This window comes from Pseudomonas sp. Irchel 3H9, assembly GCF_900187495.1.
Taxonomy (GTDB): domain Bacteria; phylum Pseudomonadota; class Gammaproteobacteria; order Pseudomonadales; family Pseudomonadaceae; genus Aquipseudomonas; species Aquipseudomonas sivasensis.
The window spans coordinates 516,352-541,130 of sequence record NZ_FYDK01000003.1 but is presented as its reverse complement, the minus strand read 5'-3'; the positions used below and the strand labels follow the sequence as shown (position 1 = coordinate 541,130).

At 60.9% G+C, this 24,779-nt stretch carries 22 protein-coding genes; 14 read left to right on the top strand and 8 right to left on the bottom strand.

The genetic code is table 11. The features are described 5' to 3' along the window. Positions 1 to 82: 82 nt before the first annotated feature. From CKW32_RS14265 to aspA, 3 genes are all read right to left on the bottom strand, one after another. A complete protein-coding gene (locus CKW32_RS14265; protein WP_032884468.1) occupies positions 83 to 1,060 on the bottom strand; it encodes an asparaginase in 978 nt (325 codons plus the stop codon). Positions 1,061 to 1,141: 81 nt separating this feature from the next. After that, complete coding sequence (locus CKW32_RS14260; protein ID WP_095185233.1) at positions 1,142 to 2,587, bottom strand: sodium:alanine symporter family protein; 1,446 nt, start codon at positions 2,585 to 2,587, stop codon at positions 1,142 to 1,144. A gap of 391 nt (positions 2,588 to 2,978) precedes the next feature. Beyond that, complete coding sequence (gene aspA / locus CKW32_RS14255) at positions 2,979 to 4,403, bottom strand: aspartate ammonia-lyase (protein WP_032884466.1); 1,425 nt, start codon at positions 4,401 to 4,403, stop codon at positions 2,979 to 2,981. A gap of 182 nt (positions 4,404 to 4,585) precedes the next feature. Here aspA and CKW32_RS14250 point away from each other — a divergent pair, with 182 nt between their 5' ends. From CKW32_RS14250 to CKW32_RS14230, 5 genes are all read left to right on the top strand, one after another. Next, complete coding sequence (locus CKW32_RS14250; protein ID WP_010566930.1) at positions 4,586 to 5,494, top strand: LysR substrate-binding domain-containing protein; 909 nt, start codon at positions 4,586 to 4,588, stop codon at positions 5,492 to 5,494. A gap of 344 nt (positions 5,495 to 5,838) precedes the next feature. Next, positions 5,839 to 6,330, top strand: a complete 492-nt coding sequence (gene purE, locus CKW32_RS14245) for a 5-(carboxyamino)imidazole ribonucleotide mutase (RefSeq protein ID WP_003176980.1) — start codon at positions 5,839 to 5,841, stop codon at positions 6,328 to 6,330. Between the two features lie 11 nt (positions 6,331 to 6,341). After that, the gene (locus CKW32_RS14240; protein WP_095185232.1) at positions 6,342 to 7,427 is read left to right on the top strand and encodes a 5-(carboxyamino)imidazole ribonucleotide synthase; all 1,086 of its coding nucleotides are present in this window, start codon (positions 6,342 to 6,344) and stop codon (positions 7,425 to 7,427) included. Between the two features lie 122 nt (positions 7,428 to 7,549). Further along, positions 7,550 to 7,795: a GlsB/YeaQ/YmgE family stress response membrane protein gene (locus tag CKW32_RS14235; protein WP_032884464.1), complete on the top strand. Its 246-nt coding sequence runs from the start codon at positions 7,550 to 7,552 to the stop codon at positions 7,793 to 7,795. 77 nt (positions 7,796 to 7,872) lie between these two features. Continuing rightward, positions 7,873 to 8,409, top strand: a complete 537-nt coding sequence (locus CKW32_RS14230) for a DUF3299 domain-containing protein (protein WP_032884463.1) — start codon at positions 7,873 to 7,875, stop codon at positions 8,407 to 8,409. 119 nt (positions 8,410 to 8,528) lie between these two features. On the opposite strand, the gene CKW32_RS14225 is transcribed toward CKW32_RS14230, so the two are convergent. Together CKW32_RS14225 and CKW32_RS14220 are read right to left on the bottom strand one after the other, a co-directional pair. Beyond that, positions 8,529 to 9,428: a D-hexose-6-phosphate mutarotase gene (locus tag CKW32_RS14225; RefSeq protein WP_095185231.1), complete on the bottom strand. Its 900-nt coding sequence runs from the start codon at positions 9,426 to 9,428 to the stop codon at positions 8,529 to 8,531. A 57-nt stretch (positions 9,429 to 9,485) separates the two neighbouring features. Then, the gene (locus CKW32_RS14220) at positions 9,486 to 9,890 is read right to left on the bottom strand and encodes an acyl-CoA thioesterase (RefSeq protein WP_003176975.1); all 405 of its coding nucleotides are present in this window, start codon (positions 9,888 to 9,890) and stop codon (positions 9,486 to 9,488) included. A 409-nt stretch (positions 9,891 to 10,299) separates the two neighbouring features. On the opposite strand from CKW32_RS14220, the gene CKW32_RS14215 reads away from it, so the two are divergent. The 8 genes from CKW32_RS14215 to CKW32_RS14180 all read left to right on the top strand — a co-directional run bounded on the left by CKW32_RS14215 (position 10,300) and on the right by CKW32_RS14180 (position 20,555). Further along, positions 10,300 to 11,589 (top strand): MFS transporter, encoded by a 1,290-nt coding sequence (locus tag CKW32_RS14215; protein WP_032884461.1) that lies wholly within the window; start codon positions 10,300 to 10,302, stop codon positions 11,587 to 11,589. Between the two features lie 258 nt (positions 11,590 to 11,847). After that, the gene (locus CKW32_RS14210; RefSeq protein ID WP_032884460.1) at positions 11,848 to 12,834 is read left to right on the top strand and encodes a phosphate ABC transporter substrate-binding protein PstS; all 987 of its coding nucleotides are present in this window, start codon (positions 11,848 to 11,850) and stop codon (positions 12,832 to 12,834) included. 384 nt (positions 12,835 to 13,218) lie between these two features. Beyond that, positions 13,219 to 15,252 carry an ABC transporter permease subunit gene (locus tag CKW32_RS14205; RefSeq protein WP_177326410.1) on the top strand — a complete coding sequence of 678 codons (2,034 nt, stop codon included), beginning with the start codon at positions 13,219 to 13,221 and terminating at the stop codon, positions 15,250 to 15,252. A gap of 15 nt (positions 15,253 to 15,267) precedes the next feature. Continuing rightward, on the top strand, positions 15,268 to 16,938 hold the full coding sequence (pstA, locus tag CKW32_RS14200; protein ID WP_032884458.1) for a phosphate ABC transporter permease PstA: 1,671 nt from the start codon (positions 15,268 to 15,270) through the stop codon (positions 16,936 to 16,938). 131 nt (positions 16,939 to 17,069) lie between these two features. Then, a complete protein-coding gene (pstB, locus tag CKW32_RS14195) occupies positions 17,070 to 17,903 on the top strand; it encodes a phosphate ABC transporter ATP-binding protein PstB (RefSeq protein ID WP_032884457.1) in 834 nt (277 codons plus the stop codon). A 70-nt stretch (positions 17,904 to 17,973) separates the two neighbouring features. Further along, positions 17,974 to 18,735: a phosphate signaling complex protein PhoU gene (gene phoU / locus CKW32_RS14190; RefSeq protein ID WP_032884456.1), complete on the top strand. Its 762-nt coding sequence runs from the start codon at positions 17,974 to 17,976 to the stop codon at positions 18,733 to 18,735. Between the two features lie 168 nt (positions 18,736 to 18,903). Then, a complete protein-coding gene (locus CKW32_RS14185) occupies positions 18,904 to 19,812 on the top strand; it encodes a response regulator (RefSeq protein WP_032884455.1) in 909 nt (302 codons plus the stop codon). Between the two features lie 80 nt (positions 19,813 to 19,892). Continuing rightward, a complete protein-coding gene (locus CKW32_RS14180) occupies positions 19,893 to 20,555 on the top strand; it encodes a M23 family metallopeptidase (RefSeq protein WP_032884454.1) in 663 nt (220 codons plus the stop codon). A 3-nt stretch (positions 20,556 to 20,558) separates the two neighbouring features. Here CKW32_RS14180 and CKW32_RS14175 read toward each other — a convergent pair whose 3' ends face one another. The 3 genes from CKW32_RS14175 to phoB form a co-directional block, all read right to left on the bottom strand. After that, complete coding sequence (locus tag CKW32_RS14175; protein ID WP_032884453.1) at positions 20,559 to 21,899, bottom strand: hemolysin family protein; 1,341 nt, start codon at positions 21,897 to 21,899, stop codon at positions 20,559 to 20,561. A 270-nt stretch (positions 21,900 to 22,169) separates the two neighbouring features. Next, on the bottom strand, positions 22,170 to 23,456 hold the full coding sequence (phoR, locus tag CKW32_RS14170; RefSeq protein ID WP_185168236.1) for a phosphate regulon sensor histidine kinase PhoR: 1,287 nt from the start codon (positions 23,454 to 23,456) through the stop codon (positions 22,170 to 22,172). Positions 23,457 to 23,538: 82 nt separating this feature from the next. Continuing rightward, complete coding sequence (gene phoB / locus CKW32_RS14165; protein ID WP_032884451.1) at positions 23,539 to 24,228, bottom strand: phosphate regulon transcriptional regulator PhoB; 690 nt, start codon at positions 24,226 to 24,228, stop codon at positions 23,539 to 23,541. Between the two features lie 155 nt (positions 24,229 to 24,383). Here phoB and CKW32_RS14160 point away from each other — a divergent pair, with 155 nt between their 5' ends. Then, positions 24,384 to 24,764, top strand: a complete 381-nt coding sequence (locus tag CKW32_RS14160) for a hypothetical protein (RefSeq protein ID WP_095185229.1) — start codon at positions 24,384 to 24,386, stop codon at positions 24,762 to 24,764. Positions 24,765 to 24,779 lie beyond the last annotated feature (15 nt).

Below are 24,779 nucleotides of genomic sequence, written 5' to 3'. Positions count from 1 at the left end.
ACTTGAACCGAGCAATTCCCATGCCGTGCGCCGCCGGGATCGTGGCGGGAGTGACGCTCTACCGGATCGCTTGAATCGGATCTCAAGCCAACTCGGCGCACAGGTCCAGTTCGACCAGTCGGCGAATCTCGGCGTTGGCCAGGCCTGCGCCGATCAACGCATTGAGCTTGCCGAACGCGGCCTCGCGGGTCATGCCGCCACCGGACAGCACGCCCACGCCGCGCAGGCGGCTGCCGGCTTCATACACATCCAGCTCCACGCCACCTTCATGGCATTGGGTGATTGCGACCACGACCACGCCCTGATCCTGCGCGCGCTGGAGGCTGGCGAGGAACGCCGGGTTGTCGCTGGGCCCGGTGCCGCTGCCATAGCATTCAAGCAGCAGCGCCTGGATGCCGCTGTCGACCAGCGCATCCAACTGCGCGGCGGCGATGCCCGGCACCAGCGGCAACACGCCGACGTTGGCCACGGCCTTGGGCTGGCGATAATCCAGGGCGGCGGGCAGTGCCTCGGCCTTGGCTACGCCACCGTTACGCTGCAGCGCGGCGAAGGGGTTGCGACCAAAGCTGCGCACTTTCGCGCAGCGGGTCGGCGCCATCAGCGCACCGTGGAAAAACAGGTGCACGCCGGCGTTCAGGCCTTCGCCCAGCGCCGTCAACGCGCCGCTGACGTTTTCCCAGGCATCGCTGTCAGGCACGCCGGCCGGCAGCATCGAGCCGGTAAACACCACCGGCGCCGGTAAACCCAACAGTTGGAAACTCATGGCCGCTGCGCTGTAGGCCAGGGTGTCGGTGCCGTGCAGGATCAACACCGCATCGCAGCCCTCGTCCACGGCCTCGACCACGGCACTGCGCAGGCGCTGCCAGTAAGCGGGGGTCATGTTGGCGCTGTCGATCAGCGGCGCCATTTCGCGAAAGCGCCAGGCTGGCAATGGCGCGTCGGCCAGTTGCTCGCGCATGCGCGCTTCGAAGCCGGACGCGGGCGCCAGGCCATTCGCGCTGGCCTGCATGCCAATGGTGCCGCCGGTGTAGAGCACCATCACGTTGTTAGCTGGTTGCATGAACAAATCTCCTGAACGAAAAACGCCGCCGGGCCCAGAGCATGCCCAAGGCCAGGCGGTGTGTCATCTATCTAGCTGCGCTCAGCGTTGTACTTGAGCGTTCAGTTCAGCCGATGGGGCCGCGTCCGGTTTTGCCGGGTTGGCCGGCCAGGCCTTGCGGTCCAGATCCAGGTCCGGGAATTGGCTGGAATCGAACACCGGGGTCTTGATGCCCGCAGCGCGTTGGCGGTCGTAGTCGTCCAGCACACGCATGGCGATCTTGAACAGGAACGCCAGGGCGAACAGGTTGACGAAGGCGAGCATGGTCATGGTGATGTCGGCGAAGGCGAATACGGTGCCCAGGTTCTCGATCGAGCCCCAGAAAATCAGCACCAGCACCAGCGCGCGATAACCCATCAGCACCTTACGGTTGTTGCCCACCAGGAAGCGCAGGTTGCTCTCGCCGAGGTAGTAGTTGTACATGATCGAGGTGAACACGAACAAAGCCAGGGCCACCGAGATGAACATGCGGCCCCAGTCACCGACCACAGCAGCCAGGGAGTTCTGGGTCAGGGCAATGCCGTCGCCTTCAAAGCCTGGTGTGTAGAAACCGGAGAGCAGGATCAGCAGCGCGGTGCAGGTGCAGATCACGAAAGTGTCGAGGAAAACGCTGAACGCCTGGACCACACCTTGGGCGATCGGGTGTTCTACGGAGGCCACCGCTGCCACGTTAGGCGCACTGCCCAGACCGGCTTCGTTGGCGAACACGCCGCGTTTCACGCCCATGATGATCGCGCTGCCTACCAGGCCACCGAAGGCTTGGTCGAGGCCGAAAGCGCTCTTGACGATGGTCGCGAGCATGGCCGGCACGTGGTCGAATTGCAGCACGATCACGTACAGGGTCACGGCGATGTACACCAGGGTTTTGACCGGGACCAGCAGGTCGGCGATGGACGCGATGCGCTTGATCCCGCCGATGAACACCAGGCCCAGCAGCACCGCCAGCGCGAGGCCGGTGTAGGTGGTGTCGAGTCCGAAAGCGTTGTTCAGCGAGTGAGTCACGGCATGGGCTTGCAGGCCGTTGAAGGCGAAGCCAAAGGTCACCAGCAGCAGGAACGCCATGACCATACCCAGCCAGCGCTTCTGCAAACCGTGCTGGATGTAATAAGCCGGGCCGCCACGGTAGGTGCCCTCTGCGTCGGTGCGCTTGTACAGCTGGCCGAGGGAGCATTCGATGAAGCTCGACGACATACCCACCAGCGCGGTGACCCACATCCAGAACACGGCACCCGGGCCGCCGAGGGTTACGGCAATGCCGACACCGGCGATGTTACCGGCACCCACGCGACCGGCGAGGCTGAGCATCAGCGCCTGGAACGAGCTGAGTTGGCCGGAGCTGCTCTTCAAGCTGTCTTTGAACACCGAGAACATGTGGAAAAAGTGACGCAATTGAACGAAACGCGAGCGGATCGTGAAATAACCGCCGAGCCCGACAATGAGCACGATCAGTACTTTCCCTGAGAGGAAGTCGTTGATGACTTCGAGCATGGAGTGTTCCTCGCTGATTTTTCTAATGGCAAACGCAGGACGGTCCGACACGTCGCATGGCACCAGGCAGTGCGCGACAGTTCGACCCCAATCCTTTTGCGGGTGTTGTTATTCATGCGGTTTCGCGCTCTACCGGGCCTCGTTACCGACGGCCGCAGACGCGAGAGGGGCGGCACTATACCTAGGAGTACGTGATACGTCTGCACGGGCCGATTAAAGGTTTCAGCGCCGCTGATTCGGGCAAGGCGGGTTTGCAGGGCGATATTGGAATTTTTATGGGCTTCATTTCACAACCTTGAGGCAAAAAAAAGGGCCTGAAGAACGAGCCTTCAGGCCCTCAAAAGGTGAGAGGTGTCTAGTCCCTCAACCTGGTGAGCGGTGCAACAAACGCTTAGGCCTTCAACGGGACCAAACGTGGAGCGATCATGTTTTCGGGGCGCAGGATGTCGTCGAGCATGGCGTCGTCGAGCAAGCCTTCTTCGCGCACCAGTTCCAGCACTCCGCGGCCGCTTTCGAGGGCGATACGCGCAATGCGGGTGGCGTTTTCATAGCCGATGTACGGGTTCAGCGCGGTGACCAGGCCGATGGAATGTTCCACCAGTTCGCGGCAGCGTGCTTCGTTGGCGGTGATACCGACGATGCAGTGCTCGCGCAGCATGTCCATGGCGCGTTGCAGCAGGCGGATCGAGTCGAAGATCTTGAAAGCGATCAGCGGCTCCATCACGTTCAACTGCAGTTGGCCGCCTTCGGCTGCCATGGTCAGGGCCAGGTCGTTACCGATGACTTGGAACGCTACCTGGTTCACGGCTTCCGGGATGACCGGGTTGACCTTGCCGGGCATGATCGAGCTGCCTGGCTGACGCGCTGGCAGGTTGATCTCATTGATCCCTGTGCGTGGGCCGCTGGACAGCAGGCGCAGGTCGTTGCAGATCTTCGACAGCTTCACGGCGGTACGCTTGAGCATGCCGGAGAACAGCACGAAGGCGCCCATGTCGGAGGTGGCTTCGATCAGGTCGGCAGCCGGTACCAGCGGCTGGCCGCTGATGGTGGCCAGGCGTTGCACGGCCAGGGCCTGGTAACGCGGGTCGGCGTTGATGCCGGTGCCGATGGCGGTGCCGCCCAGGTTCACTTCGGTCAGCAGCTCTGGCGCCAGGGTTTTCAGGCGTGCCAGGTCTTCGCTGAGGGTGGTGGCGAAGGCGCGGAATTCCTGGCCGAGGGTCATCGGCACGGCGTCTTGCAATTGGGTGCGGCCCATTTTCAGCACGTGGCCGAACTCGACGCCTTTGGCGGCGAAGGCTTGGATCAGGCTGTCGAGGCTGGCCAGCAGCGCGTCATGGCCCAGCAGCAGACCCAGACGGATCGCGGTCGGGTAGGCGTCGTTGGTCGACTGCGCCATGTTCACGTCGTTGTTGGGGTGCAGGTATTGATATTCGCCCTTCTGGTGACCCATGGCCTCCAGCGCGATGTTGGCGATGACTTCGTTGGCATTCATGTTGGTTGAAGTGCCGGCGCCGCCTTGAATCATGTCCACCACGAACTCTTCGTGGAAATCGCCGCGGATCAGACGGGCACAGGCTTCGCTGATGGCAGCGTGCTTGGCTTCGCTAAGCTGACCCAACTCGCGGTTGGCATCAGCGGCTGCTTGCTTGACCATTGCCAGGCCGACCACCAATTTCGGGTAATGCGAAATCGGAACGCCCGAGAGGCGGAAGTTATTCACCGCTCGCAGGGTCTGGATGCCGTAATACGCTTGGGCGGGTACTTCGAGTACGCCAAGCAGGTCTTTTTCTGTGCGGAATGATGCAGCGGAGGACATGACGGAAATCATCTCAATATGGACCCGGAACAGGCCGGAACGCTGCGAATGCTAGGCCTGTAGGAAAATTTGGGCCAATGCTGTTAAGCACTGGCCTATGCATAAACGGCATAATGCAGATGTGACCCGGCTATCATGGCGGGCGTGTGTGCCAAAATGGTGCGTACCCGTGGGAGGCAGTGATGAACCTTGAGAGCAAATGGCTGGAAGACTTCAGCGCCTTGGCGGCGACGCGCAGCTTTTCCCAGGCGGCGGAGCGGCGCTTTGTCACTCAGCCAGCGTTCAGCCGACGTATCCGTAGCCTTGAGGCCGCGTTGGGGCTGACCCTGGTCAATCGCTCCCGCACACCGGTGGAATTGACGGCAGCAGGGCAGCTGTTTCTGGTCACCGCGCGCACCGTGGTCGAACAGCTCGGCGAGGTCCTGCGCCATTTGCATCACTTGGAAGGCGGGCAGGGCGAAGTCATGCAAGTGGCCGCCGCCCACTCCCTGGCGCTGGGCTTCTTCCCGCGCTGGATCGCGCAGTTGCGCAATGAAGGTTTGAACATCGCCACCCGCCTGGTCGCCACCAACGTCGGCGACGCTGTGCACGCCCTGCGCGAAGGCGGTTGCGACCTGATGCTGGCGTTCTACGATCCGGACGCGGCGATGCAGATGGACGCCGAAATTTTCCCTTCGCTGCACCTGGGTAACACCGAAATGCTCCCGGTGTGCGCGGCCGATGCTGATGGCAAGCCGCTGTTCGATCTGGAAGGCGAGGGCAGCGTGCCGTTGCTGGCCTACAGCGCCGGCGCGTTCCTTGGTCGTTCGGTGCACTTGCTGCTGCGCCAGCGCGCGCTGCGCTTTACCACCGTTTACGAAACCGCCATGGCCGACAGTCTCAAGAGCATGGCCCTGGAAGGCCTGGGCATTGCCTGGGTGCCGCAGTTGAGCGTTCGTGCCGAACTTGCCCGAGGCGAACTGGTGGTCTGCGGCGGACCGCAATGGCATGTGCCGCTGGAAATTCGGCTGTATCGCTGCGCGTTGGTGCGCAAGGCGAATGTGCGGTTGTTGTGGCGCAAGTTGGAAGGTGGCGCGGCGCAGAACACCTGAGCCCGATCTCGGACCGAATGCAGGGCAAATGTGGGAGGGGGCTTGCTCCCGATAGCGGTGTATCAGTGACAGATAAGTGCCTGGCACACCGCCATCGGGAGCAAGCCCCCTCCCACAGTATTTCGCGGTGTATGGGACTGACTCTTAAGTCAATAAAACCGCCGGTTTGCCCCGCTAGACAGATGGTCATCCGAGGGGCTGTTTATCTGGATTATTACGGTATACTGCGCGGCCTTCGGCCGGTCCAACCGGCCAAAATTCGTACAACAAGCCACGCCGGATTTCCCGCGTGGCTTGTTGTTTTTTGACGCGCCTGCGGGCGCCCAGAGAGAAGAGGCACGACGATGAGTGCATTGGTTGGCGTGATCATGGGCTCCAAGTCCGATTGGTCCACCCTTAGCCACACCGCCGATATGCTGGAAAAACTCGGCATTCCGTATGAAGTGAAAGTGGTCTCTGCCCACCGCACCCCGGATTTGCTGTTCCAGTATGCCGATGAAGCAGAATCCCGTGGCATCGAGGTGATCATCGCCGGTGCCGGCGGCGCAGCGCACCTGCCGGGCATGTGTGCAGCCAAGACTCACCTGCCAGTGCTTGGCGTACCGGTGCAGTCGGCAATGCTCTCGGGCGTCGATTCGCTGTTGTCCATCGTGCAGATGCCGGCCGGCATCCCGGTGGCGACCTTGGCAATCGGCAAGGCCGGCGCGATCAACGCAGCCCTGCTGTCCGCCAGTATCCTGGGCGCCAAGCACCCGCAGTTCCACGCGGTGCTGAAAAAATTCCGTGCTGAGCAGACAGACAGCGTGCTGGACAATCCAGACCCACGTATCGCCTGAGGTTGTTGACGATGAAAATCGGTGTAATCGGTGGCGGCCAACTGGGCCGTATGCTGGCCTTGGCGGGCACCCCGCTGGGGATGAACTTCGCTTTCCTGGACCCTGCGCCGGACGCCTGTGCGGCGGCCTTGGGTGAACACCTGCGCGCTGACTACAGCGACCCGGACCACCTGCGCCAGCTGGCCGATGAAGTCGACCTGGTGACGTTCGAGTTCGAAAGCGTCCCGGCTGAAACCGTGGCCTTCCTGTCCCAGTTCGTGCCGGTGTATCCGAGCGCCGAAGCCCTGCGCATCGCTCGCGATCGTTGGTTCGAAAAGAGCATGTTCAAGGACCTGGGGATTCCGACGCCAGCCTTCGCCGATATCCAATCGCAGGCAGACCTGGACGCCGCCGTCGCCAGCATCGGCCTGCCAGCCGTGCTGAAAACCCGCACCCTGGGTTACGACGGCAAGGGCCAGAAAGTCCTGCGCACTGCAGATGATGTGGTGGGTACCTTCGCCGAGCTGGGCAGCGTCGCTTGCCTGCTGGAAGGCTTCGTGCCGTTCACCGGTGAAGTCTCGCTGATCGCCGTGCGTGCCCGTGATGGTGAGACCCGCTTCTATCCGTTGGTGCACAACACCCACGACAGCGGCATCCTCAAGCTGTCCGTGGCCAGCACCGACCACCCGTTGCAGGCCCTGGCCGAAGACTATTCCAGCCGTGTGCTCAAGCAGCTGGATTATGTCGGCGTGATGGCGTTCGAGTTCTTTGAAGTCGACGGAGGCCTCAAGGCCAACGAAATCGCCCCGCGCGTGCACAACTCCGGGCATTGGACCACCGAAGGCGCCGAGTGCAGCCAGTTCGAAAACCACCTGCGGGCGGTGGCGGGCTTGCCACTGGGCTCCACGGCCAAGGTCGGCGAGAGCGCCATGCTCAACTTCATCGGCGTTGTGCCGCCGGTGGAAAAAGTCATCGCCATCGATGACTGCCACCTGCATCACTACGGCAAGGCCTTCAAGGCCGGGCGCAAGGTCGGCCACGCCAACCTGCGCTGCAAGGACCGTGCGACGCTGCAAGCGCAGATCCTCAAGGTTGAAGCGCTGATCGCTGAGCAATAAGCCTGGTGACGGCGGGAACCATTGGTTGCCGCCGTCTCTCTGATTGCAGGATGGCAAAGCCTGACTAGGCTTTGGCATGACTAGGCTTTGGCATGACTCACATTCAATCAGAGGGAAATGCCATGGGCATCATCGGAACCATCTTTATCGGCTTTATCGTCGGCCTGCTGGCGCGTTTCCTCAAGCCCGGCGACGACAGCATGGGCTGGATCATGACTATCCTGCTGGGTATCGCCGGCTCCCTGGCCGCGACCTACGGTGGTCAGGCACTGGGTATCTACCAGGCTGGCCAAGGTGCAGGCTTCCTCGGTGCGTTGGTCGGTGCCATTGTGCTGCTGGTGATCTACGGCCTGATCAAAAAGAAGTAATCAGCCGACAAAGTCCTCTGCGCTGCGCAGGCGCAGAGGGCTAGAATGCTCGGCACTTGTACTTGCCGAGCCTCTCCATGCGCCGTCTTCTGTTGACTCTCCTCCTGCTGGGCTCTGGCCTGGCGCACGCCGGCGAATTGCCGGAAACCGACTGGCTCGACCTGATGCCGCTGTCGGACCAAAAGGCTCTCGAAGCCATGCCCGAGATCGATCACAACTCCCCGGAAGCCCAAGGCACCTTTACCGATAAGGGCGGCCTCAAGCAGAGCAAAGGCTTGCCGGCGGTGATGTATTCCACCAAGACCGTGGCTGCGATGAACGGCAAGGACATCCGTATCGGCGGCTACCCGGTGCCGTTGGAAACCGATGCCAAGGGCCGCAGTACGTTGTTCTTCCTGGTGCCGTATCCAGGCGCGTGCATTCACGTCCCACCACCGCCGCCTAACCAGCTGGTGCTGGTGCGTTATCCCAAAGGGTTGAAGCTGGATGATATCTACACGCCGCTTTGGGTTACGGGTACGTTGAAGGTAGAGAAGGTGAATAACGACCTGGCGGATGCGGCGTATGCGCTGGATGCGGGCAAGGTGCGGGTGGTGAAGGAGTCAGATCTCTAAAATCCGGCGCATAACAATGTGGGAGGTGGCTTGCTCCCGATAGCGGTCTATCAGCAATAAATCTGCTGACTGACACTCTGCTATCGGGAGCAAGCCACCTCCCACATTTTCGATTGGGTTTACAGGGCGATAGAGGTGATGCTCACGCCCAGTGTGTGGCTTTCACCTGGGGCCAAGCTCACCACATCATCCAGCACATTCGCCGTCTCGATGCACAGCATGCCCTGCCAGCCATCGTCGGCCATGTCGTCGAAGGCCTTGGCGCGTTCGGTCCAGGGGTTCCAGATCACGGTCGATTTCGAGCCTTCACTGGTGAGTTGGATTTGGCGCTGCCAGTCTCTGTCGACAATGCTCAACTGCGCGGGCGTATCGAGGTAAATGCGGTCGGTTTCGGCACTGAAGTGCAGCAGGCCGGATTGCTTCTTCTCGCTCCAGCCATCGGCGGTATCGATGTACGCCGAGCCGTCCAGGCCGTCGACCTGCACGTTGCGCACATCGCTCACGGCGAAGTAGGTGTGCAGCGCCTGGCTCAGGGTTACGGCGTCGGTGCCACGGTTATGGCTGGTCAGGCGGATGTGCAGTTGATCGTTTAGCAGCAGACTCAAGGTCAGGTCGACCTGATGGGGCCAGCCGGGAAAGCCGCCTGCAGGAACGGGTAGTTCCAGGTCCACCCGCAGCGTTTCACCTTCAAGTGTTGTCCCGGCCAATGCCCAGGTCGCGGTACGCACGAAACCGTGAGCGCCCGCAGGTTGATCACTTTGGCGCATCGCCTTCACGCTTTGCGGGTTGCGGTCGAACACCCCGAACCATGGCCAGCACACCGGTACGCCAGTGCGGATGCCTTTGCCTTGCTTGAATACCGCTTCAGGGTTCGGCCAGATCAGCGGCTGCTCGCCCTCACGCCCGTAACTGAAGATATGCGCGCCCTGCTGGGCAATCATGAGTTCAGCGCCGTTGTGGCGGATACGCCAGCAGTCCAGCTCGTCGATTTTCACGGTTTCAACGTGGGGCGTAGGCATACACAGCACTCTCAATGGCAGGCAATGGGGCAATTGACCGTCAAAACCCGGCGAGGTTTAACGCGCGCGCGACGGTACTGAGCGCGTGCGGCCGCTGCCATCGATAGCGACGAATACAAACACCGCCTCGGTCACCTTGCGCCATTCGCTGGACAGTGGGTCGTCGCTCCACACTTCGACCATCATCTGGATCGAGCTGCGGCCGATTTCCAGGGCCTGGGTATAGAAGGACAACTGCGCGCCCACGGCCACCGGCACCAGGAACGCCATGCGATCAATCGCCACGGTAGCCACGCGACCGCCCGCAACCTTGCTGGCCATGGCGGTACCGGCCAAGTCCATCTGCGCGACCAGCCAGCCGCCGAAGATATCGCCAAAGCCATTGGTTTCACGCGGGAGCGCGGTGATTTGCAGGGCGAGATCGCCTTGCGGGATAGGATCTTCTTGTTCGAGTTCGATCATGCCGTGGGGCCTCTGACCCGTGACGCTTTTATAGGTGGAGCAGGGTGGATAGCCGACTGTTAGAAAAACGTTTCAGCACAAACATACTCCGTTCGATACGTTTCTCGTAAGGCGTACTAAAGGGAAACTCTGCCAAATCGGCTGGATGGCACCCAACGACGTTTTGGCACAGCAGCCCCTCAAGGCTGCGGGTCTTGCGCTCGCAAGGGCCGAGTATATCGAGACCCTGGCGCCACGACGACCTCCCGGCGTTCATTTGGTCGGTAAATAGACGCTGTATCGCGGCTTTTGTGCACAACTGTTCTCCTGGCGCTGTGCTTTTACAAGCGATTTGCTATCTTGCCAGACCCGCCGCAAGTCCCGGGCGTGCCGTCCTTATTACGATGATTACTATAAGAGAAGCCTTGCCATGTCCTCCGTGCCCGCAAGCAGTGCGCAACCTTCGCGCCCGCTGACCCGCAACGACTACAAAACCCTGTCGCTGTCTGCCTTGGGCGGGGCGCTGGAATTTTATGATTTCATCATTTTCGTGTTTTTCGCCACCGTGGTCGGAAAGCTGTTCTTCCCTGCCGATATGCCCGAATGGCTGCGAATGATGCAGACCTTCGGCATCTTCGCCGCCGGTTACCTGGCCCGCCCGCTGGGTGGCATCATCATGGCGCACTTCGGCGACCTGCTGGGTCGCAAGAAAATGTTCACCCTGAGCATCTTCATGATGGCCGTACCGACCCTGATCATGGGCCTGCTGCCAACCTACGCGCAGATCGGCCTGTGGGCGCCGATCCTGCTGCTGCTGATGCGCGTCATCCAGGGCGCGGCGATTGGCGGTGAAGTGCCAGGCGCGTGGGTGTTCGTCTCCGAACACGTTCCGCCACGCCACATCGGCTACGCCTGCGGCACCCTGACCAGCGGCCTCACCGCCGGCATTCTGCTGGGTTCGCTGGTGGCTACCGCGATCAACACTATTTATAGCCCTGAGCAGGTCTCGGATTACGCCTGGCGTATCCCGTTCCTGCTTGGCGGCGTGTTTGGCCTGCTGTCGGTGTACCTGCGTCGCTGGCTGCATGAAACGCCGATCTTCGCCGAGATGCAGCAACGCAAAACCCTGGCCGCCGAGTTGCCATTGCGCGCGGTACTGCGCGACCACCGTGGCGCGATCGTACTGTCGATGCTGCTGACCTGGCTGCTGTCGGCCGGCGTGGTGGTGGTGATCCTGATGACTCCGACCGTGCTGCAAACCATCTACCATTTCAGCCCGACCGTTGCGCTGCAAGCCAACAGCCTGGCTATCGTGACCTTGAGCCTGGGTTGCATCGCCTCCGGCGCCCTGGCCGACCGCTTTGGTGCAGGCCGCGTGCTGATCAGTGGTTGCGCGCTGCTGCTGGCGACCTCTTGGACGCTCTACCACAGCCTGCTGACTCACCCGGACTGGCTGTTCCCGCTGTACGCCTTGACCGGCCTGTTCGTCGGCACCATTGGCGTGGTGCCGTACGTGATGGTGAAAGCCTTCCCGCCAGTGGTGCGCTTCAGCGGCTTATCGTTTTCCTACAACGTGGCCTACGCCGTGTTTGGTGGTCTCACGCCGCTGGCGGTGTCCCTGCTGATGAAGGAAAGCCCGATGGGCCCGGCTTACTACGTGGCCGCGCTGTGTGTCATGGGGATGGTGGTAGGTGGGTATCTGTGGAAGCGTGGCCGCTAAAAGCAGCCCGATCCACCCGTGGCGAGAGGGCAAGCTCCCTCGCCACGGGGCAGGTGTCCGTTCATTGATTGCAGTGTGTAGCTGATTTACCGCGTTACCTGCGCATTACCCCCGTTTCTCCGCGCCATACCTTACTGACCTGCTTGATCTCCCAATGCTGGCCTTTCATCCAATTGTCATATTTCAGACATAGAGTGTTCACACGGCCTCTCGATACTTGGCCCCGATCCAACTATCCCTATCTGCTAGGAGCAAGGCATGAAACTGAAACGTTTGATGGCGGCAATGACTTTTGTCGCTGCTGGCGTTGCGACCGCCAACGCGGTGGCCGCAGGTGTTGATCCGGCAATCCCGGCTTACGTTAAGACCACTGGTGTGTCGGGCAACTTGTCCAGCGTCGGTTCCGATACCCTGGCTAACCTGATGACCCTATGGGCCGAGGGTTACAAAAAGGAATACCCGAACGTCAACATCCAGATTCAAGCTGCCGGCTCCGCTACCGCACCACCTGCGCTGACTGAAGGCACCTCCAACCTGGGCCCGATGAGCCGCAAGATGAAGGACACCGAACTGGCTGCCTTCGAGCAGAAGTACGGCTACAAGCCAACCGCTATCCCGGTTGCCGTGGATGCCCTGGCCGTGTTCGTGCACAAGGACAACCCGATTCAGCACCTGACCATGGAGCAAGTCGACGCGATCTTCTCCTCGACTCGCCTGTGCGGTGGCAAAGCCGACGTGAAAACCTGGGGCGACCTGGGTGTGACCGGCGACCTGGCCAACAAGCCAGTACAGCTGTTCGGTCGTAACTCGGTATCCGGCACCTACGGCTACTTCAAGGAAGAGGCCCTGTGCAAAGGTGACTACAAGCCTAACGTGAACGAACAACCAGGCTCGGCGTCGGTCGTGCAGTCGATCAGCTCCTCGCTGAACGGCATCGGTTACTCGGGCATCGGCTACAAGACCGCCAGCGTGAAGACCGTGGCCCTGGCCAAGAAAGGCAGCACTGACTTCATCGAAGACACCGAAGAAAACGCCCTGAACGGCAAATACCCGCTGTCGCGTTTCCTCTACGTTTACGTCAACAAAGCCCCGAACAAGCCTCTGGCTCCGCTGGAAGCTGAGTTCGTGAAGCTTGTGCTGTCGAAGCAAGGCCAGGAAGTTGTAGTGAAAGACGGCTACATCCCACTGCCAGCCAAAGTTGCCGCCAAGGCCCTGGCTGACCTGGGTTTGAAAGAAGGCAACTGATTGCCTCCGCGGGGCCGGCTCACCGGCCTCGCATCCGAATTTTCTAGTCCGCTGCCAGCTATGCTTCGCGGCGGATTTGTTGCGTCACTGCACTGTCATCTTTCTGTCATACAGGATCGCTAGGGTGTGCGCATGAATGATCTGGCCAATTCCACCATGACGACGACTTCTCCTCCCAAGCGCATTGATTTCAATACGCCTGAGCTGCAACGCAAGCGCCGCATTCGCGCGCTTAAAGATCGCCTGACCCGTTGGTACGTGCTGGTGGGCGGCCTCGCTGTCCTTGGCGCTATCACCCTGATCTTCTTCTTCCTCGCCTACGTCGTCGCGCCATTGTTTCAGGGCGCCTCGCTGACCAAGGAAGACGCGCTGACCCCGGCCTGGATTCAGGACGCCGGCAAGCCACTGATGATCTCCCTCGAAGAACAGAACCAAGTCGCCATGCGGGTTTCCGACAAGGGCCAGGCGCTGTTCTTTGAAGTCGAGACCGGTGCTGAACTCAAGCGCGTCGACCTGCCGCTTCCAGCCGGCACCAGCGTTGCTTCTATTGGTGAAGACCAGCCGGGCAGCCCGCTGGTGATCCTCGGTTTGTCCAATGGGCAGTCCCTGGTGTTCCGCCACACCTATAAGGTGTCTTACCCGGACGGCAAGAAAACCATCACCCCGGCGATTGAATACCCTTACGGTGAAACGCCGATCGTGCTGGATGACGCCGGCCGCCCGCTGGAGCATGTCGCCCTCAACGCCACTGATAGCTCGTTGGTGATCGCAGGCTCGGCCGGTTCGCACTTGAACGTGCTGACCCTGAGCCGCGAAGAAAACATGATGACCGGCGAAGTCACCAGTGAGCAGAAGCGTGTCGAGCTGCCGCAAATGACCGAGCCGGTGAAGGCGATCTTCATCGACCCGCGCCAGCAATGGCTGTATGTGATCAACGGCCGTGCCCTGGCGGATGTGTTTAGCCTGCGCGACAAGAGCCTCAACGGTCGCTACAAATTGTTGGAAGACGGCAACGCCGAAATCACGGCCAGCACCCAACTGGTGGGCGGTATCTCGCTGATCATCGGTAACTCCAAAGGCGGCCTGGCCCAGTGGTTCATGGCCCGCGACCCGGATGGCGAACAGCGCTTCAAGCAGATCCGCACCTTCCAGATGGGCACTGCGCCTATCGTCGAAATCACCGCCGAAGAGCGCCGCAAAGGCTTCACTGCCCTGGACGCTTCCGGCAAGTTCGGCGTGTTCCATAGCACCGCCCACCGCACCCTGCTGGTGGACCCAGTGGTCGATGGCCAGGGCGTGTTCGGCCTGTCACCACGGGCCAACCGCGTGATCGTCGAAGCCGGCGGCAAGCTGCAACCGCTGCTGCTCGACAATCCGCACCCGGAAGTGTCATGGAGCGCGCTCTGGAGCAAGGTCTGGTACGAAAACTACGACGAGCCTAAATACGTGTGGCAGTCGACCGCCGCCAACACCGACTTTGAACCCAAAATGAGTCTGGCCCCGCTGACCTTCGGTACCTTGAAGGCCGCGTTCTACGCCATGCTGCTGGCCGCACCGCTGGCCGTTGCCGCTGCGATCTACACCGCCTACTTCATGGCCCCGAGCCTGCGCCGCAAGGTCAAGCCGGTGATCGAATTGATGGAAGCGATGCCGACGGTGATCCTCGGTTTCTTCGCCGGCCTGTTCCTGGCGCCGTATGTCGAAGGGCATCTGCCGGGGATTTTCAGTCTGCTGATGCTGTTGCCGATTGGCATCCTGGTGGCCGGGTTTGTCTTCAGCCGCCTGCCTGAATCCATCCGCCTGCGCGTGCCCGATGGTTGGGAAAGCGCAATCCTGATCCCGGTGATCCTGTTTGTGGGCTGGCTCTCGCTGTACATGAGCCCGTACCTGGAAACCTGGTTCTTCGGCGGCGACATGCGTATGTGGATCTCCCACGACCTAGGCATTACCTACGACCAGCGCAACGCCCTGGTAGTCGGCCTGGCCATGGGTTTTGCGGTGATTCCGAACATCTACTCCATCGCCGAAGACGCCGTATTCAGCGTGCCGCGCGGCCTGACCCTGGGCTCCCTGGCGCTGGGCGCCACGCCTTGGCAGACCATGACCCGCGTGGTGATCCTGACCGCCAGCCCGGGCATCTTCTCCGCACTGATGATCGGCATGGGCCGTGCAGTAGGCGAGACCATGATCGTGCTGATGGCCACCGGTAACACGCCGGTGATGGAGATGAACCTGTTCGAAGGCCTGCGAACGCTCGCGGCCAACGTCGCGGTGGAAATGCCGGAGTCGGAAGTGGGCGGCAGTCACTACCGCGTGCTGTTCCTCTCGGCGCTGGTGCTGCTGCTGTTCACCTTCGTCATGAACACCCTCGCCGAGCTGATCCGTCAGCGTCTGCGCAAGAAATACTCGTCGCTTTAAGAAAGGTAGAAGTCTGTGAAACAGAACTCCCTGAATGGATGGTTCAAGAGCGGCGCCCCCGGCGTCTGGATCAGCGGTGGCGCGGTGTCCATCGCGGTCATCATGACCATTGGTTTGCTGGCCGTGATTGCCGTACGTGGTTTGGGCCACTTCTGGCCAGCTGACCTGATCCAGGCCAACTACAACGTGCCGGGCCAGGAAAACCACATCGTCATCGGCGAAGTGGTGCAGAAAGAAGAAGTGCCCCGCGAGCGCCTGAAAAGTGCTGGCCTGCCGGTGCCTGATGAAGGCCCGGAGTTCATGACCCGCGAGCTGATCAAGGTCGGCAACCGAGATTTGAATGGCAACGACTTCACCTGGATCGTTGGCGAGTGGTTGAAAGACCAGAGCACACCGAAAAACCTCATGGCCATCGAGCGTCGTGAGTGGGGCAATTTCTACGGCACCCTGGTCAACGTCAAGCAGGATGGCAAGGTCATCGCCGAAGGCGAGGCCGCTTGGCCGGAGCTGCAAGCCCGTGTCGATCGCGTCAACAAGCTCGCCGCACAGCTCAAGAGCTTGGAAAAGACCGATATCGGCGCGATCAACGCCGGACTCGAACGCATTCGTCTGCACGGTCGCAAACTGGAGCTGGAAGGCAAGCTTGATGCCGCCGCCCAGGCCGATATGGATGCTGACCGCGCCGAGCTGAATGCCCGCTACCAGGACATCGAAGCGCGCCTGGCCGACCTGCACGCCCAGTTCAACCGCGATGCCTTGACTGCTCGCGATGGCAACGGCAAGGAAATTGAAATCGGCATCGGCAAAGTGGTCCACGCCTACCAGCCGAACGCCATGGGCACGATGACCAAGATCGGCTTCTACTTCAGCAAGGTCTGGGAATTCTTGAGCGATGACCCACGGGAAGCCAACACCGAAGGCGGGATTTTCCCGGCCATCTTCGGCACCGTGATGATGACCCTGATCATGGCGATGATCGTGACCCCGTTCGGCGTGCTGGCGGCCGTGTACCTGCGTGAATACGCCAAGCAGAACACCCTGACTCGAATCATCCGCATCGCCGTGAACAACTTGGCCGGTGTACCGGCCATCGTCTACGGCGTGTTCGGTCTGGGCTTCTTCGTGTATGTACTGGGTGGCTCAGTTGACCGCCTGTTCTTCGCCGAAGCCCTGCCGGCACCGACCTTCGGTACGCCGGGCCTGCTGTGGGCCTCGCTGACCCTGGCGCTGCTGGCGGTGCCGGTGGTGATCGTGGCCACCGAAGAAGGCCTGGCGCGGATTCCCCGCACCGTGCGTGAAGGCTCCCTGGCTCTGGGCGCGACCAAGGCGGAAACGCTGTGGAAGATCGTGCTGCCGATGGCCAGCCCGGCGATGATGACCGGCATGATCCTGGCCGTGGCCCGTGCCGCCGGTGAAGTGGCGCCGCTGATGCTGGTCGGCGTGGTGAAACTGGCCCCGTCGCTGCCGCTGGACGGCAACTACCCGTACCTGCACCTGGACCAGAAGATCATGCACTTGGGCTTCCATATTTATGACGTCGGCTTCCAGAGCCCCAACGTCGAAGCCGCACGGCCACTGGTGTACGCCACCGCCTTGCTGCTGGTGCTGGTGATTGCCACGCTCAACTTGTCGGCGGTGTGGATTCGCAACCACTTGCGCGAGAAGTACAAGGCGCTGGACAGCTGATCTGAATTGAACGCGGACTTATTTGTGGGAGGGGGCTTGCTCCCGAGCGGTGTGCCAGCCGGCACACATGTTCCTGAAGCATCGCTATCGGGGGCAAGCCCCCTCCCACACAACAGCACAGGGAGCATCCCATGCAACACGACACCCATTCCCATGGCATCAACATGTCTGCCCTGGGTCGCGACAAGCAGAGCCTGAGCCTGGCCCAGGAAACCGTGGCCATCGAAGTACCGGGCTTGAGCCTTTACTACGGTGACAAGCAGGCGCTGTTCGACGTCAGCATGAACATTCCCAAGCAGCGCGTGACCGCCTTTATCGGCCCGTCGGGCTGCGGTAAGTCCACGCTGTTGCGCACGTTCAACCGCATGAACGACCTGGTCGACGGTTGCCGTGTGGAAGGTGCGATCAACCTCTACGGCACCAACATTTACCGCAAGGGCGAAGACGTGGCCGAGCTGCGTCGCCGCGTGGGCATGGTGTTCCAGAAGCCGAACCCGTTCCCCAAGACCATTTACGAAAACGTGGTCTATGGCCTGCGTATCCAGGGCATCAACAAGAAGCGCATCCTCGACGAAGCGGTTGAGTGGGCCCTTAAAGGCGCGGCGCTGTGGGACGAGGTCAAAGACCGTCTGCATGAGTCGGCACTCGGCTTGTCCGGTGGTCAGCAGCAACGTCTGGTGATCGCCCGCACCATCGCCGTGGAGCCGGAAGTGTTGCTGCTCGACGAGCCGTGTTCGGCACTCGACCCGATCTCGACCCTGAAAGTGGAAGAGCTGATCTACGAGCTCAAGTCCAAGTTCACCATCGTTATCGTGACCCACAACATGCAACAGGCGGCGCGGGTTTCCGACTACACCGCGTTCATGTACATGGGCAAGCTGGTGGAGTTCGGCGATACCGACACCCTGTTCACCAATCCGGCGAAGAAGCAGACCGAAGACTACATTACCGGTCGCTACGGCTAGGAAGCTGTGGTTCTGTTTGCACTGACGCTGCGGTTCTCCGCACCTTACCGGACGCTCCAAGGACGCCAACATGATTAGCAAAGAAGGCCTTACCCATCACATCTCCGCGCAGTTCAACGCCGAGCTTGAGGAAGTGCGCAGCCACCTCCTGGCGATGGGCGGCTTGGTGGAGAAGCAAGTCAACGACGCCGTGACCGCGCTGATCGAGGCCGACTCGGGCCTGGCCCAGCAGGTGCGTGAGATCGATGACCAGATCAACCAGATGGAACGCAATATCGACGAAGAATGCCTCCGCATTCTGGCCCGTCGCCAGCCAGCGGCCTCGGACCTGCGTTTGATCATCAGCATCTCCAAGTCGGTAATCGACCTGGAGCGCATCGGCGATGAGGCCACCAAGATCGCCCGTCGCGCCATCCAGCTGTGCGAGGAAGGCGAAGCGCCACGCGGCTACGTGGAGGTTCGCCACATCGGCGACCAAGTGCGCAACATGGTGCGCGATGCGCTTGACGCGTTTGCGCGTTTCGACGCCGATCTGGCGTTGTCGGTGGCGCAGTACGACAAAGTCATCGACCGCGAATACAAGACAGCCCTGCGTGAACTGGCCACCTACATGATGGAAGACCCGCGCTCTATCTCGCGGGTCTTGAGCATCATCTGGGTGCTGCGTTCCCTGGAGCGGATCGGCGATCACGCGCGCAATATCTCGGAACTGGTGATCTATTTGGTTCGTGGTACTGACGTACGGCACATGGGCCTTAAGCGCATGAAGGCTGAAGTTGAAGGTTCCGCCGATCAAATCCCTAATGTTCCGGGCGAATCTGACGATAAGTAAGGTTGCCCGAGAAATTAACGCCCGGCCTTTGGCCGGGCGTTTTCGTTTCTGGTGTCTGAATTTTTTGCGCAGCGGAATAAATAAAGTCCAGCTGTGACTACCGAGTTTTGGCAAAATGCCATCAGTCAGGCGTTCTGCGTGCCGAAGTTTTTATAGGATGAAGGGTCGATGAGTAAAGTCAGTGTATTGGTGGTGGATGACGCCTCGTTTATCCGCGATCTGGTGAAGAAGTGCCTGCGCAACTACTTCCCCGGGATCAAGCTTGAAGATGCGGTAAACGGCAAGAAGGCCCAGACCATACTGATGCGCGAGAGCTTCGACCTGGTGCTGTGCGACTGGGAAATGCCGGAAATGTCCGGCCTGGAGCTGTTGACCTGGTGCCGTGAGCAACCGCACCTCAAGGCCATGCCGTTTGTGATGGTGACCAGCCGGGGCGATAAAGAGAACGTAGTGCAGGCGATCCAGGCCGGGGTTTCTGGTTACGTCAGCAAACCGTTCACTAACGAGCAACTGCTGAACAAGGTCAAACAGGCCCTGCACAAGGTCGGTCGCCTCGACGCCCTGGTTGCCAGCGCGCCGACCAAAATGAACTCGGCCTTTGGCAACGATTCCCTGAGCGCCCTGACGGGCGGCAAGCCTGAAGCGTTGCGTTCGGCCCCCGTTGCAGCTGCAGCGTCAGCGCCCAGCAAAGGCCTGCTCAACAGCCCGCCAGTGCAAGCCCCTTCCGCCGCGCCGGCCGCCGGTCGTGGCCAGGGTCAACTGCGGCTGTCCAGTGGCACCCAGCAATGTGTCATCAAAGCGCTGAGCATCAAGGAGGCGCTGCTGGTAGTGCGTCGCACTGAAGTCCTGCCTCAGGTGCTGGAAAGTGCGGTGCTCGACCTTGAGCAAGGCGACAACGCCGAGGTGGCCCGTCTCAACGGCTACCTGCACGCCATCGTCGCCTTCGAGCCCAAGCCCGACAGCGACTGGCTGCAACTGACCTTCCGGTTTATTGACCAGGATGCGCAGAAACTCGACTACATCTCCCGCCTGATTGCGCGCGGTACGGCTCAGAAGCATTTTGTGCCGGGTGCCTGACCCTTTAAGGTTCAGCTCACCACAAGATTGTCATTATCCCTTGCTAACCTGCCGCTCAGTCATCCCGGCAGGTTCGCGCCATGCTCCTTCGTCTTTTGATCTGCTGCGGGTTGGCCACGGTCACCACCTCGACCTTGGCCATGACCCTCTACAAATCCACTGACGCCAATGGCGTGGTGTTTTTCAGCGACCGGCAAACCCCCGGCGCCCAGGCGTTCGTGATCCAGGAACGCAAGGTCGAGCGTCCAATGCTCGACAGGCCAACCCCCCGTTATCGACCCCAAGCCTACCGCTACCCCTTGCCCTGGCGCGGCGGTCCGTTCCGCTTGACCCAAGGTCCCAGCGGCAGCTTCAGCCACACCGACGTCAAGAGCCGCTACGCCATGGACATCGCCATGCCCGAAGGCACGCCGATCATCGCCGCGCGCAGTGGCGTGGTGGTGAAGACCGAGAACGAGCAGGCCGGGCGGGGCAATGATGCATCGGGGAATTTTGTGCGGGTGCAGCATGATGACGGCACCGAGGGGGTCTACCTGCATCTGAAGCAAGGGTCGGTCAGTGTGAGGGTAGGGCAGCGCGTGGCGGTGGGGAGTCCGCTGGCGTTGTCGGGCAATACCGGCAACAGCAGCGGGCCGCACCTGCACTTTGTGGTACAGCGCGCCACCGAGGCAGGGCTGGTGTCGATCCCGTATGAGTTCAACCAGCCGGTGGGCGCATTGCCCAACTTTGCGTTGGGCAATTGAGGGTTAATCGAGCATCAATACCTTGGCCAGTACGATCTTCGGTCCTTTCATCTTCTTGATGATGATCCGCAGGCCTTCAACCTCCAGCACTTCTTCCTCTTCCGGCACCCGTTTCAGGGTTTCGTAGACCAGGCCGGCCAGGGTTTCGGCTTCGATATGGTCCAGGTCGATGCCGAGCAGGCGTTCCACCTTGAACAACGGGGTATCGCCACGTACCAGCAGCTTGCCCGGCTGGTAGGCCAGGATGCCGCGTTCGGCCTTGCGGTGTTCGTCCTGGATATCGCCGACCAGCACTTCCAGCACGTCTTCCATGGTCAGGTAGCCGATGATGTTGCCGTCGGCCTCTTCGACCACGGCGAAGTGCGAGCCGCCTTTACGGAACTGCTCCAGCAACTGCGACAGCGGCATGTGGCGCGACACGCGCTCCAGCGGGCGAGTCAGCTCGGCCAGGTTGAACGACTCGGGGATATGGTCGAGTTCGGCCAGCTCCAGCAGCAAGTCCTTAATGTGCAGCAGGCCGACGAACTCTTGGCGGACGCTGTCGTACACCGGGTAGCGGCTGAACTTATGGCGGCGGAACAGTGCGAGGATTTCCTTGAGCGGTGCGTTGAATTCCAGTGTCACTAGGTCTTCGCGGGAGTTGGCCCAGTCGACCACTTCCAGTTCGCCCATTTCCACGGCCGAGGCCAATACGCGCATGCCTTGGTCGCTAGGGTCCTGGCCACGGCTGGAGTGCAGGATCAGCTTGAGTTCTTCGCGGCTGTAATGGTGCTCATGGTGCGGGCCAGGCTCGCCTTGGCCGGCGATGCGCAGGATCGCGTTGGCGCTGGCGTTGAGCAGGTAGATGGCCGGGTACATGGCCCAGTAGAACAGGTACAGCGGCACCGCCGTCCACAGCGACAGCAACTCGGGTTTGCGAATGGCCCAGGATTTGGGCGCCAGCTCACCGACCACGATGTGCAGGTAGGAAATCACGAAGAACGCCGCAAAGAACGACACGCCCTTGATCACTTCCGGCGATTCGACGCCCACGGCGGCCAACATCGGTTCAAGGATGTGGGCAAACGCCGGCTCACCGACCCAACCCAGGCCCAGGGAGGCGAGGGTGATACCCAACTGGCAGGCCGACAGGTAAGCGTCGAGCTGGCTGTGTACGGTACGCAGGATCTGTCCACGCCAGCCGTTGGTGTGGGCGATGGCCTCGACTCGGGTGGAGCGCAACTTGACCATGGCAAATTCCGCCGCAACGAAAAAACCGTTGAGCAGTACCAGGATCAGAGCAAAAAGAATCATGCCGAAGTCGGCGAAGAGTGTAGAGAGGGTGATACCAGGGGAAGGGTCCATGATTGGGTTTTGCAGGTTCCATGTGTTCAATAAGGGGTGACAGGCAGGCCCGAGAGGCAGGCGCAAGTCGGCCAATGTAGCGGCTGGCGGGGCGCTTGCCTAGTGGTTACCGCCGGGTGGGGCCTGGAATGCCTTATTCGAAACAGCACAATTCCAATTGTGGGAGGGGGCTTGCTCCCGATAGCAGTGTGTCAGTCAGCATATCTGATACTGATGCACCGCCATCGGGAGCAAGCCCCCTCCCACATTTGGTTTTGTGCTGTGTTTGAGTTATTCGTCATTTCCGACAAGCCGCGAACGGGTCATCTGCGCCGGCGGAAAATGGCAGGTAAAGGTGCTGCCATGTCCCAGCACGCTGCTGATTTCCAGGCGCGCTCGGTGGCGCAGCAGCACATGCTTGACGATGGCAAGGCCCAGCCCGGTGCCGCCGGTGTTGGAGTTGCGGCTGGAGTCGACACGGTAGAAACGCTCGGTCAGGCGAGGCAAGTGCTTGGCGTCGATGCCGATGCCGGAGTCCTGCACGCTCAGGTGCGCGCCTTGCTCGTCGGCCCACCAGCGGATGCGGATGGCGCCTTTGTCCTGCGTGTACTTCACGGCGTTGAACACCAGATTGGAGAACGCGCTACGCAATTCGCCTTCGCTGCCCTTGAGCAACACCTGTGGGTCGGCTTCCAGGCTGATCTGCTGCCCGCGCTCGCCGGAAAGGGCCTGCGCGTCATTCTTGATGGTCTGCAACAGGCTTTGCACCGCCACCGGATGATTGTCCGAGGGGTAATCGGTGGCTTCAAGCTTGGCCAGCAACAGCAGGTCGTTGAGCAGGGTCTGCATGCGCGAGCCTTGTTGCTGCATCTGCTGCAGGGCACGGCTCCAGCGTGGGTTGATCTCGTCGACGTTATCCAGCAGCGTCTCCAGATAGCCGCAGATCACCGTCAACGGCGTGCGCAGTTCATGGGAGACGTTGGCGACGAAGTCTTTGCGCATCTGCTCCAGTTGGTGGATGCGCGTTACGTCGCGAACCAGCATCAGGTGCTCGTTGTTGCCATAGCGCGTCAGGTACAGCTGGATGCGCACACGGTCGTTGGTCGGCGAGGGGATTTCCAAGGCTTCTTCGTAGTTGTCCTGCTCGAAGTATTCCTTGAAGCGCGGGTGGCGTACCAAGTTGGTCACCGGCTGGCCGCTGTCCTGGGGCGTTTTGAGGCCCAGCAGGGTCTCGGCGGCGCGGTTCCACCATTCCAGGTTGCCGTCGCTGTCGAGCATGATCACCGCGTCCTTGAGCGCGGCGGTGGACTCCTGCACCCGGTCGATCACCGCTTGCAGGCGACCGCGTACCCGTTGGTCGCGGCGTTGCAGGTGGTAAATACTGTCGAACACCTCGCCCCACAGGCCGTAGCCGTCGGGTGGTGCTTCGTCGGGTTTGTGCTGGCGCAGCCATTCGTGCAGACGCAGCAGTTGCTTGAGGGTCCAACCCAAGTACAGGCCGATGCCGATGGCCAGGCTCCAGCCGTAGTAGCCGCTGATCAGCCCGACCAACAGGCAGCCGGTGATCAAAAGAAGCATGTGGCGGATCAGGGTGCCATGCCAGTTCTGGTTCACTTAAACATGCGTCCTTGTCAGCTGCTAAGGAAGTAGAAGGGTTGGCTCAGCTTTTGGTGGAGAACCGGTAGCCAGTGCCGCGCACGGTTTGTACCAGATTCTCGTAGGCGTCGCCCAAGGCTTTGCGCAGGCGGCGGATATGCACGTCAACGGTGCGCTCCTCCACATACACATTGCCGCCCCACACCTGGTCCAGCAGCTGGCCACGGGTGTAGGCGCGTTCCTGGTGGGTCATGAAAAATTGCAGCAGGCGGTATTCGGTCGGGCCCATCTCGGCCGGTGTGCCGTCGATGGTGACGCGGTGGCTGATCGGGTCGAGAATCAGACCGCCGACTTCAATCGGCGCTTCGCCATCGGTCGGGCCGGCGCGGCGCAATACCGCCTTCAGACGCGCTACCAACTCCCGTGGGGAAAAGGGTTTGGTGATGTAGTCATCAGCGCCCACTTCCAGGCCCTGAATCTTGTTGTCCTCTTCGCCCTTGGCGGTGAGCATGATGATCGGAATATCCCCGGTCAGTTCATCACGCTTGAGGCGGCGGGCCAGTTCGATGCCGGAAGTGCCAGGCAGCATCCAATCCAGCAGGATCAGGTCCGGCTTACGGTCGACGATAATGGCATGGGCCTGCTGGGAGTTCTCAGCCTCCAGGCAGTCATAGCCGGCCATTTCCAACGCAACGGCGATCATCTCGCGGATGGGCGCTTCGTCGTCAACAATCAGAATGCTCCTGCCAACCATGCTCAAAAATCCTCTTGTCATTTAACTGTCTTGCGCCGCATTAGATAACGGAATTATTGCAGTCGTGTGACAGTAATTTAGTCGCTTGGGCAAATCACGGCACTCTGGACTACCCTTTGGGTCCGAATCCTGACAACCACAAAAGGAAGGTTCCTATGACTTACCGTACTGTTTCCTGGAAAGCCCTGCTGGTAACGGCCGCGTTGACGCTGCCGACCCTGGCGTTCGCGGCGGAGCCGGCGATGACCAAAGACGGGATGCTGGTGGATCACAAGGAAATGACGCTTTATACCTTTGCCAAGGATGCCGATGGCAAATCCATGTGCAACGACAAGTGCGCGACTAACTGGCCGCCGTTGATGGCCGAGTCTACCGACAAGCCAATGGGCAAATGGACTGTGATCACCCGTGATGACCAAAAGAGCCAGTGGGCCTACAACGGTAAGCCGCTCTATACCTTCGTCATGGATAAAAAGGCCGGCGACATGACCGGCGACGGCAAAATGGACGGCGCCTGGCAAGTCGCCAAGCCCTGATTCAGGCCACTCTCG

Bases quoted from the DNA above. Each gene is read 5' to 3' on its own strand.
- CKW32_RS14265 (WP_032884468.1), bottom strand. From the start codon at position 1,060: ATGCAACCAGCTAACAACGTGATGGTGCTCTACACCGGCGGCACCATT.
- CKW32_RS14260 (WP_095185233.1), bottom strand. From the start codon at position 2,587: ATGCTCGAAGTCATCAACGACTTCCTCTCAGGGAAAGTACTGATCGTG.
- aspA (WP_032884466.1), bottom strand. From the start codon at position 4,403: ATGTCCTCCGCTGCATCATTCCGCACAGAAAAAGACCTGCTTGGCGTA.
- CKW32_RS14250 (WP_010566930.1), top strand. From the start codon at position 4,586: ATGAACCTTGAGAGCAAATGGCTGGAAGACTTCAGCGCCTTGGCGGCG.
- purE (WP_003176980.1), top strand. From the start codon at position 5,839: ATGAGTGCATTGGTTGGCGTGATCATGGGCTCCAAGTCCGATTGGTCC.
- CKW32_RS14240 (WP_095185232.1), top strand. From the start codon at position 6,342: ATGAAAATCGGTGTAATCGGTGGCGGCCAACTGGGCCGTATGCTGGCC.
- CKW32_RS14235 (WP_032884464.1), top strand. From the start codon at position 7,550: ATGGGCATCATCGGAACCATCTTTATCGGCTTTATCGTCGGCCTGCTG.
- CKW32_RS14230 (WP_032884463.1), top strand. From the start codon at position 7,873: ATGCGCCGTCTTCTGTTGACTCTCCTCCTGCTGGGCTCTGGCCTGGCG.
- CKW32_RS14225 (WP_095185231.1), bottom strand. From the start codon at position 9,428: ATGCCTACGCCCCACGTTGAAACCGTGAAAATCGACGAGCTGGACTGC.
- CKW32_RS14220 (WP_003176975.1), bottom strand. From the start codon at position 9,890: ATGATCGAACTCGAACAAGAAGATCCTATCCCGCAAGGCGATCTCGCC.
- CKW32_RS14215 (WP_032884461.1), top strand. From the start codon at position 10,300: ATGTCCTCCGTGCCCGCAAGCAGTGCGCAACCTTCGCGCCCGCTGACC.
- CKW32_RS14210 (WP_032884460.1), top strand. From the start codon at position 11,848: ATGAAACTGAAACGTTTGATGGCGGCAATGACTTTTGTCGCTGCTGGC.
- pstB (WP_032884457.1), top strand. From the start codon at position 17,070: ATGCAACACGACACCCATTCCCATGGCATCAACATGTCTGCCCTGGGT.
- phoU (WP_032884456.1), top strand. From the start codon at position 17,974: ATGATTAGCAAAGAAGGCCTTACCCATCACATCTCCGCGCAGTTCAAC.
- CKW32_RS14185 (WP_032884455.1), top strand. From the start codon at position 18,904: ATGAGTAAAGTCAGTGTATTGGTGGTGGATGACGCCTCGTTTATCCGC.
- CKW32_RS14180 (WP_032884454.1), top strand. From the start codon at position 19,893: ATGCTCCTTCGTCTTTTGATCTGCTGCGGGTTGGCCACGGTCACCACC.
- CKW32_RS14175 (WP_032884453.1), bottom strand. From the start codon at position 21,899: ATGGACCCTTCCCCTGGTATCACCCTCTCTACACTCTTCGCCGACTTC.
- phoR (WP_185168236.1), bottom strand. From the start codon at position 23,456: ATGCTTCTTTTGATCACCGGCTGCCTGTTGGTCGGGCTGATCAGCGGC.
- phoB (WP_032884451.1), bottom strand. From the start codon at position 24,228: ATGGTTGGCAGGAGCATTCTGATTGTTGACGACGAAGCGCCCATCCGC.
- CKW32_RS14160 (WP_095185229.1), top strand. From the start codon at position 24,384: ATGACTTACCGTACTGTTTCCTGGAAAGCCCTGCTGGTAACGGCCGCG.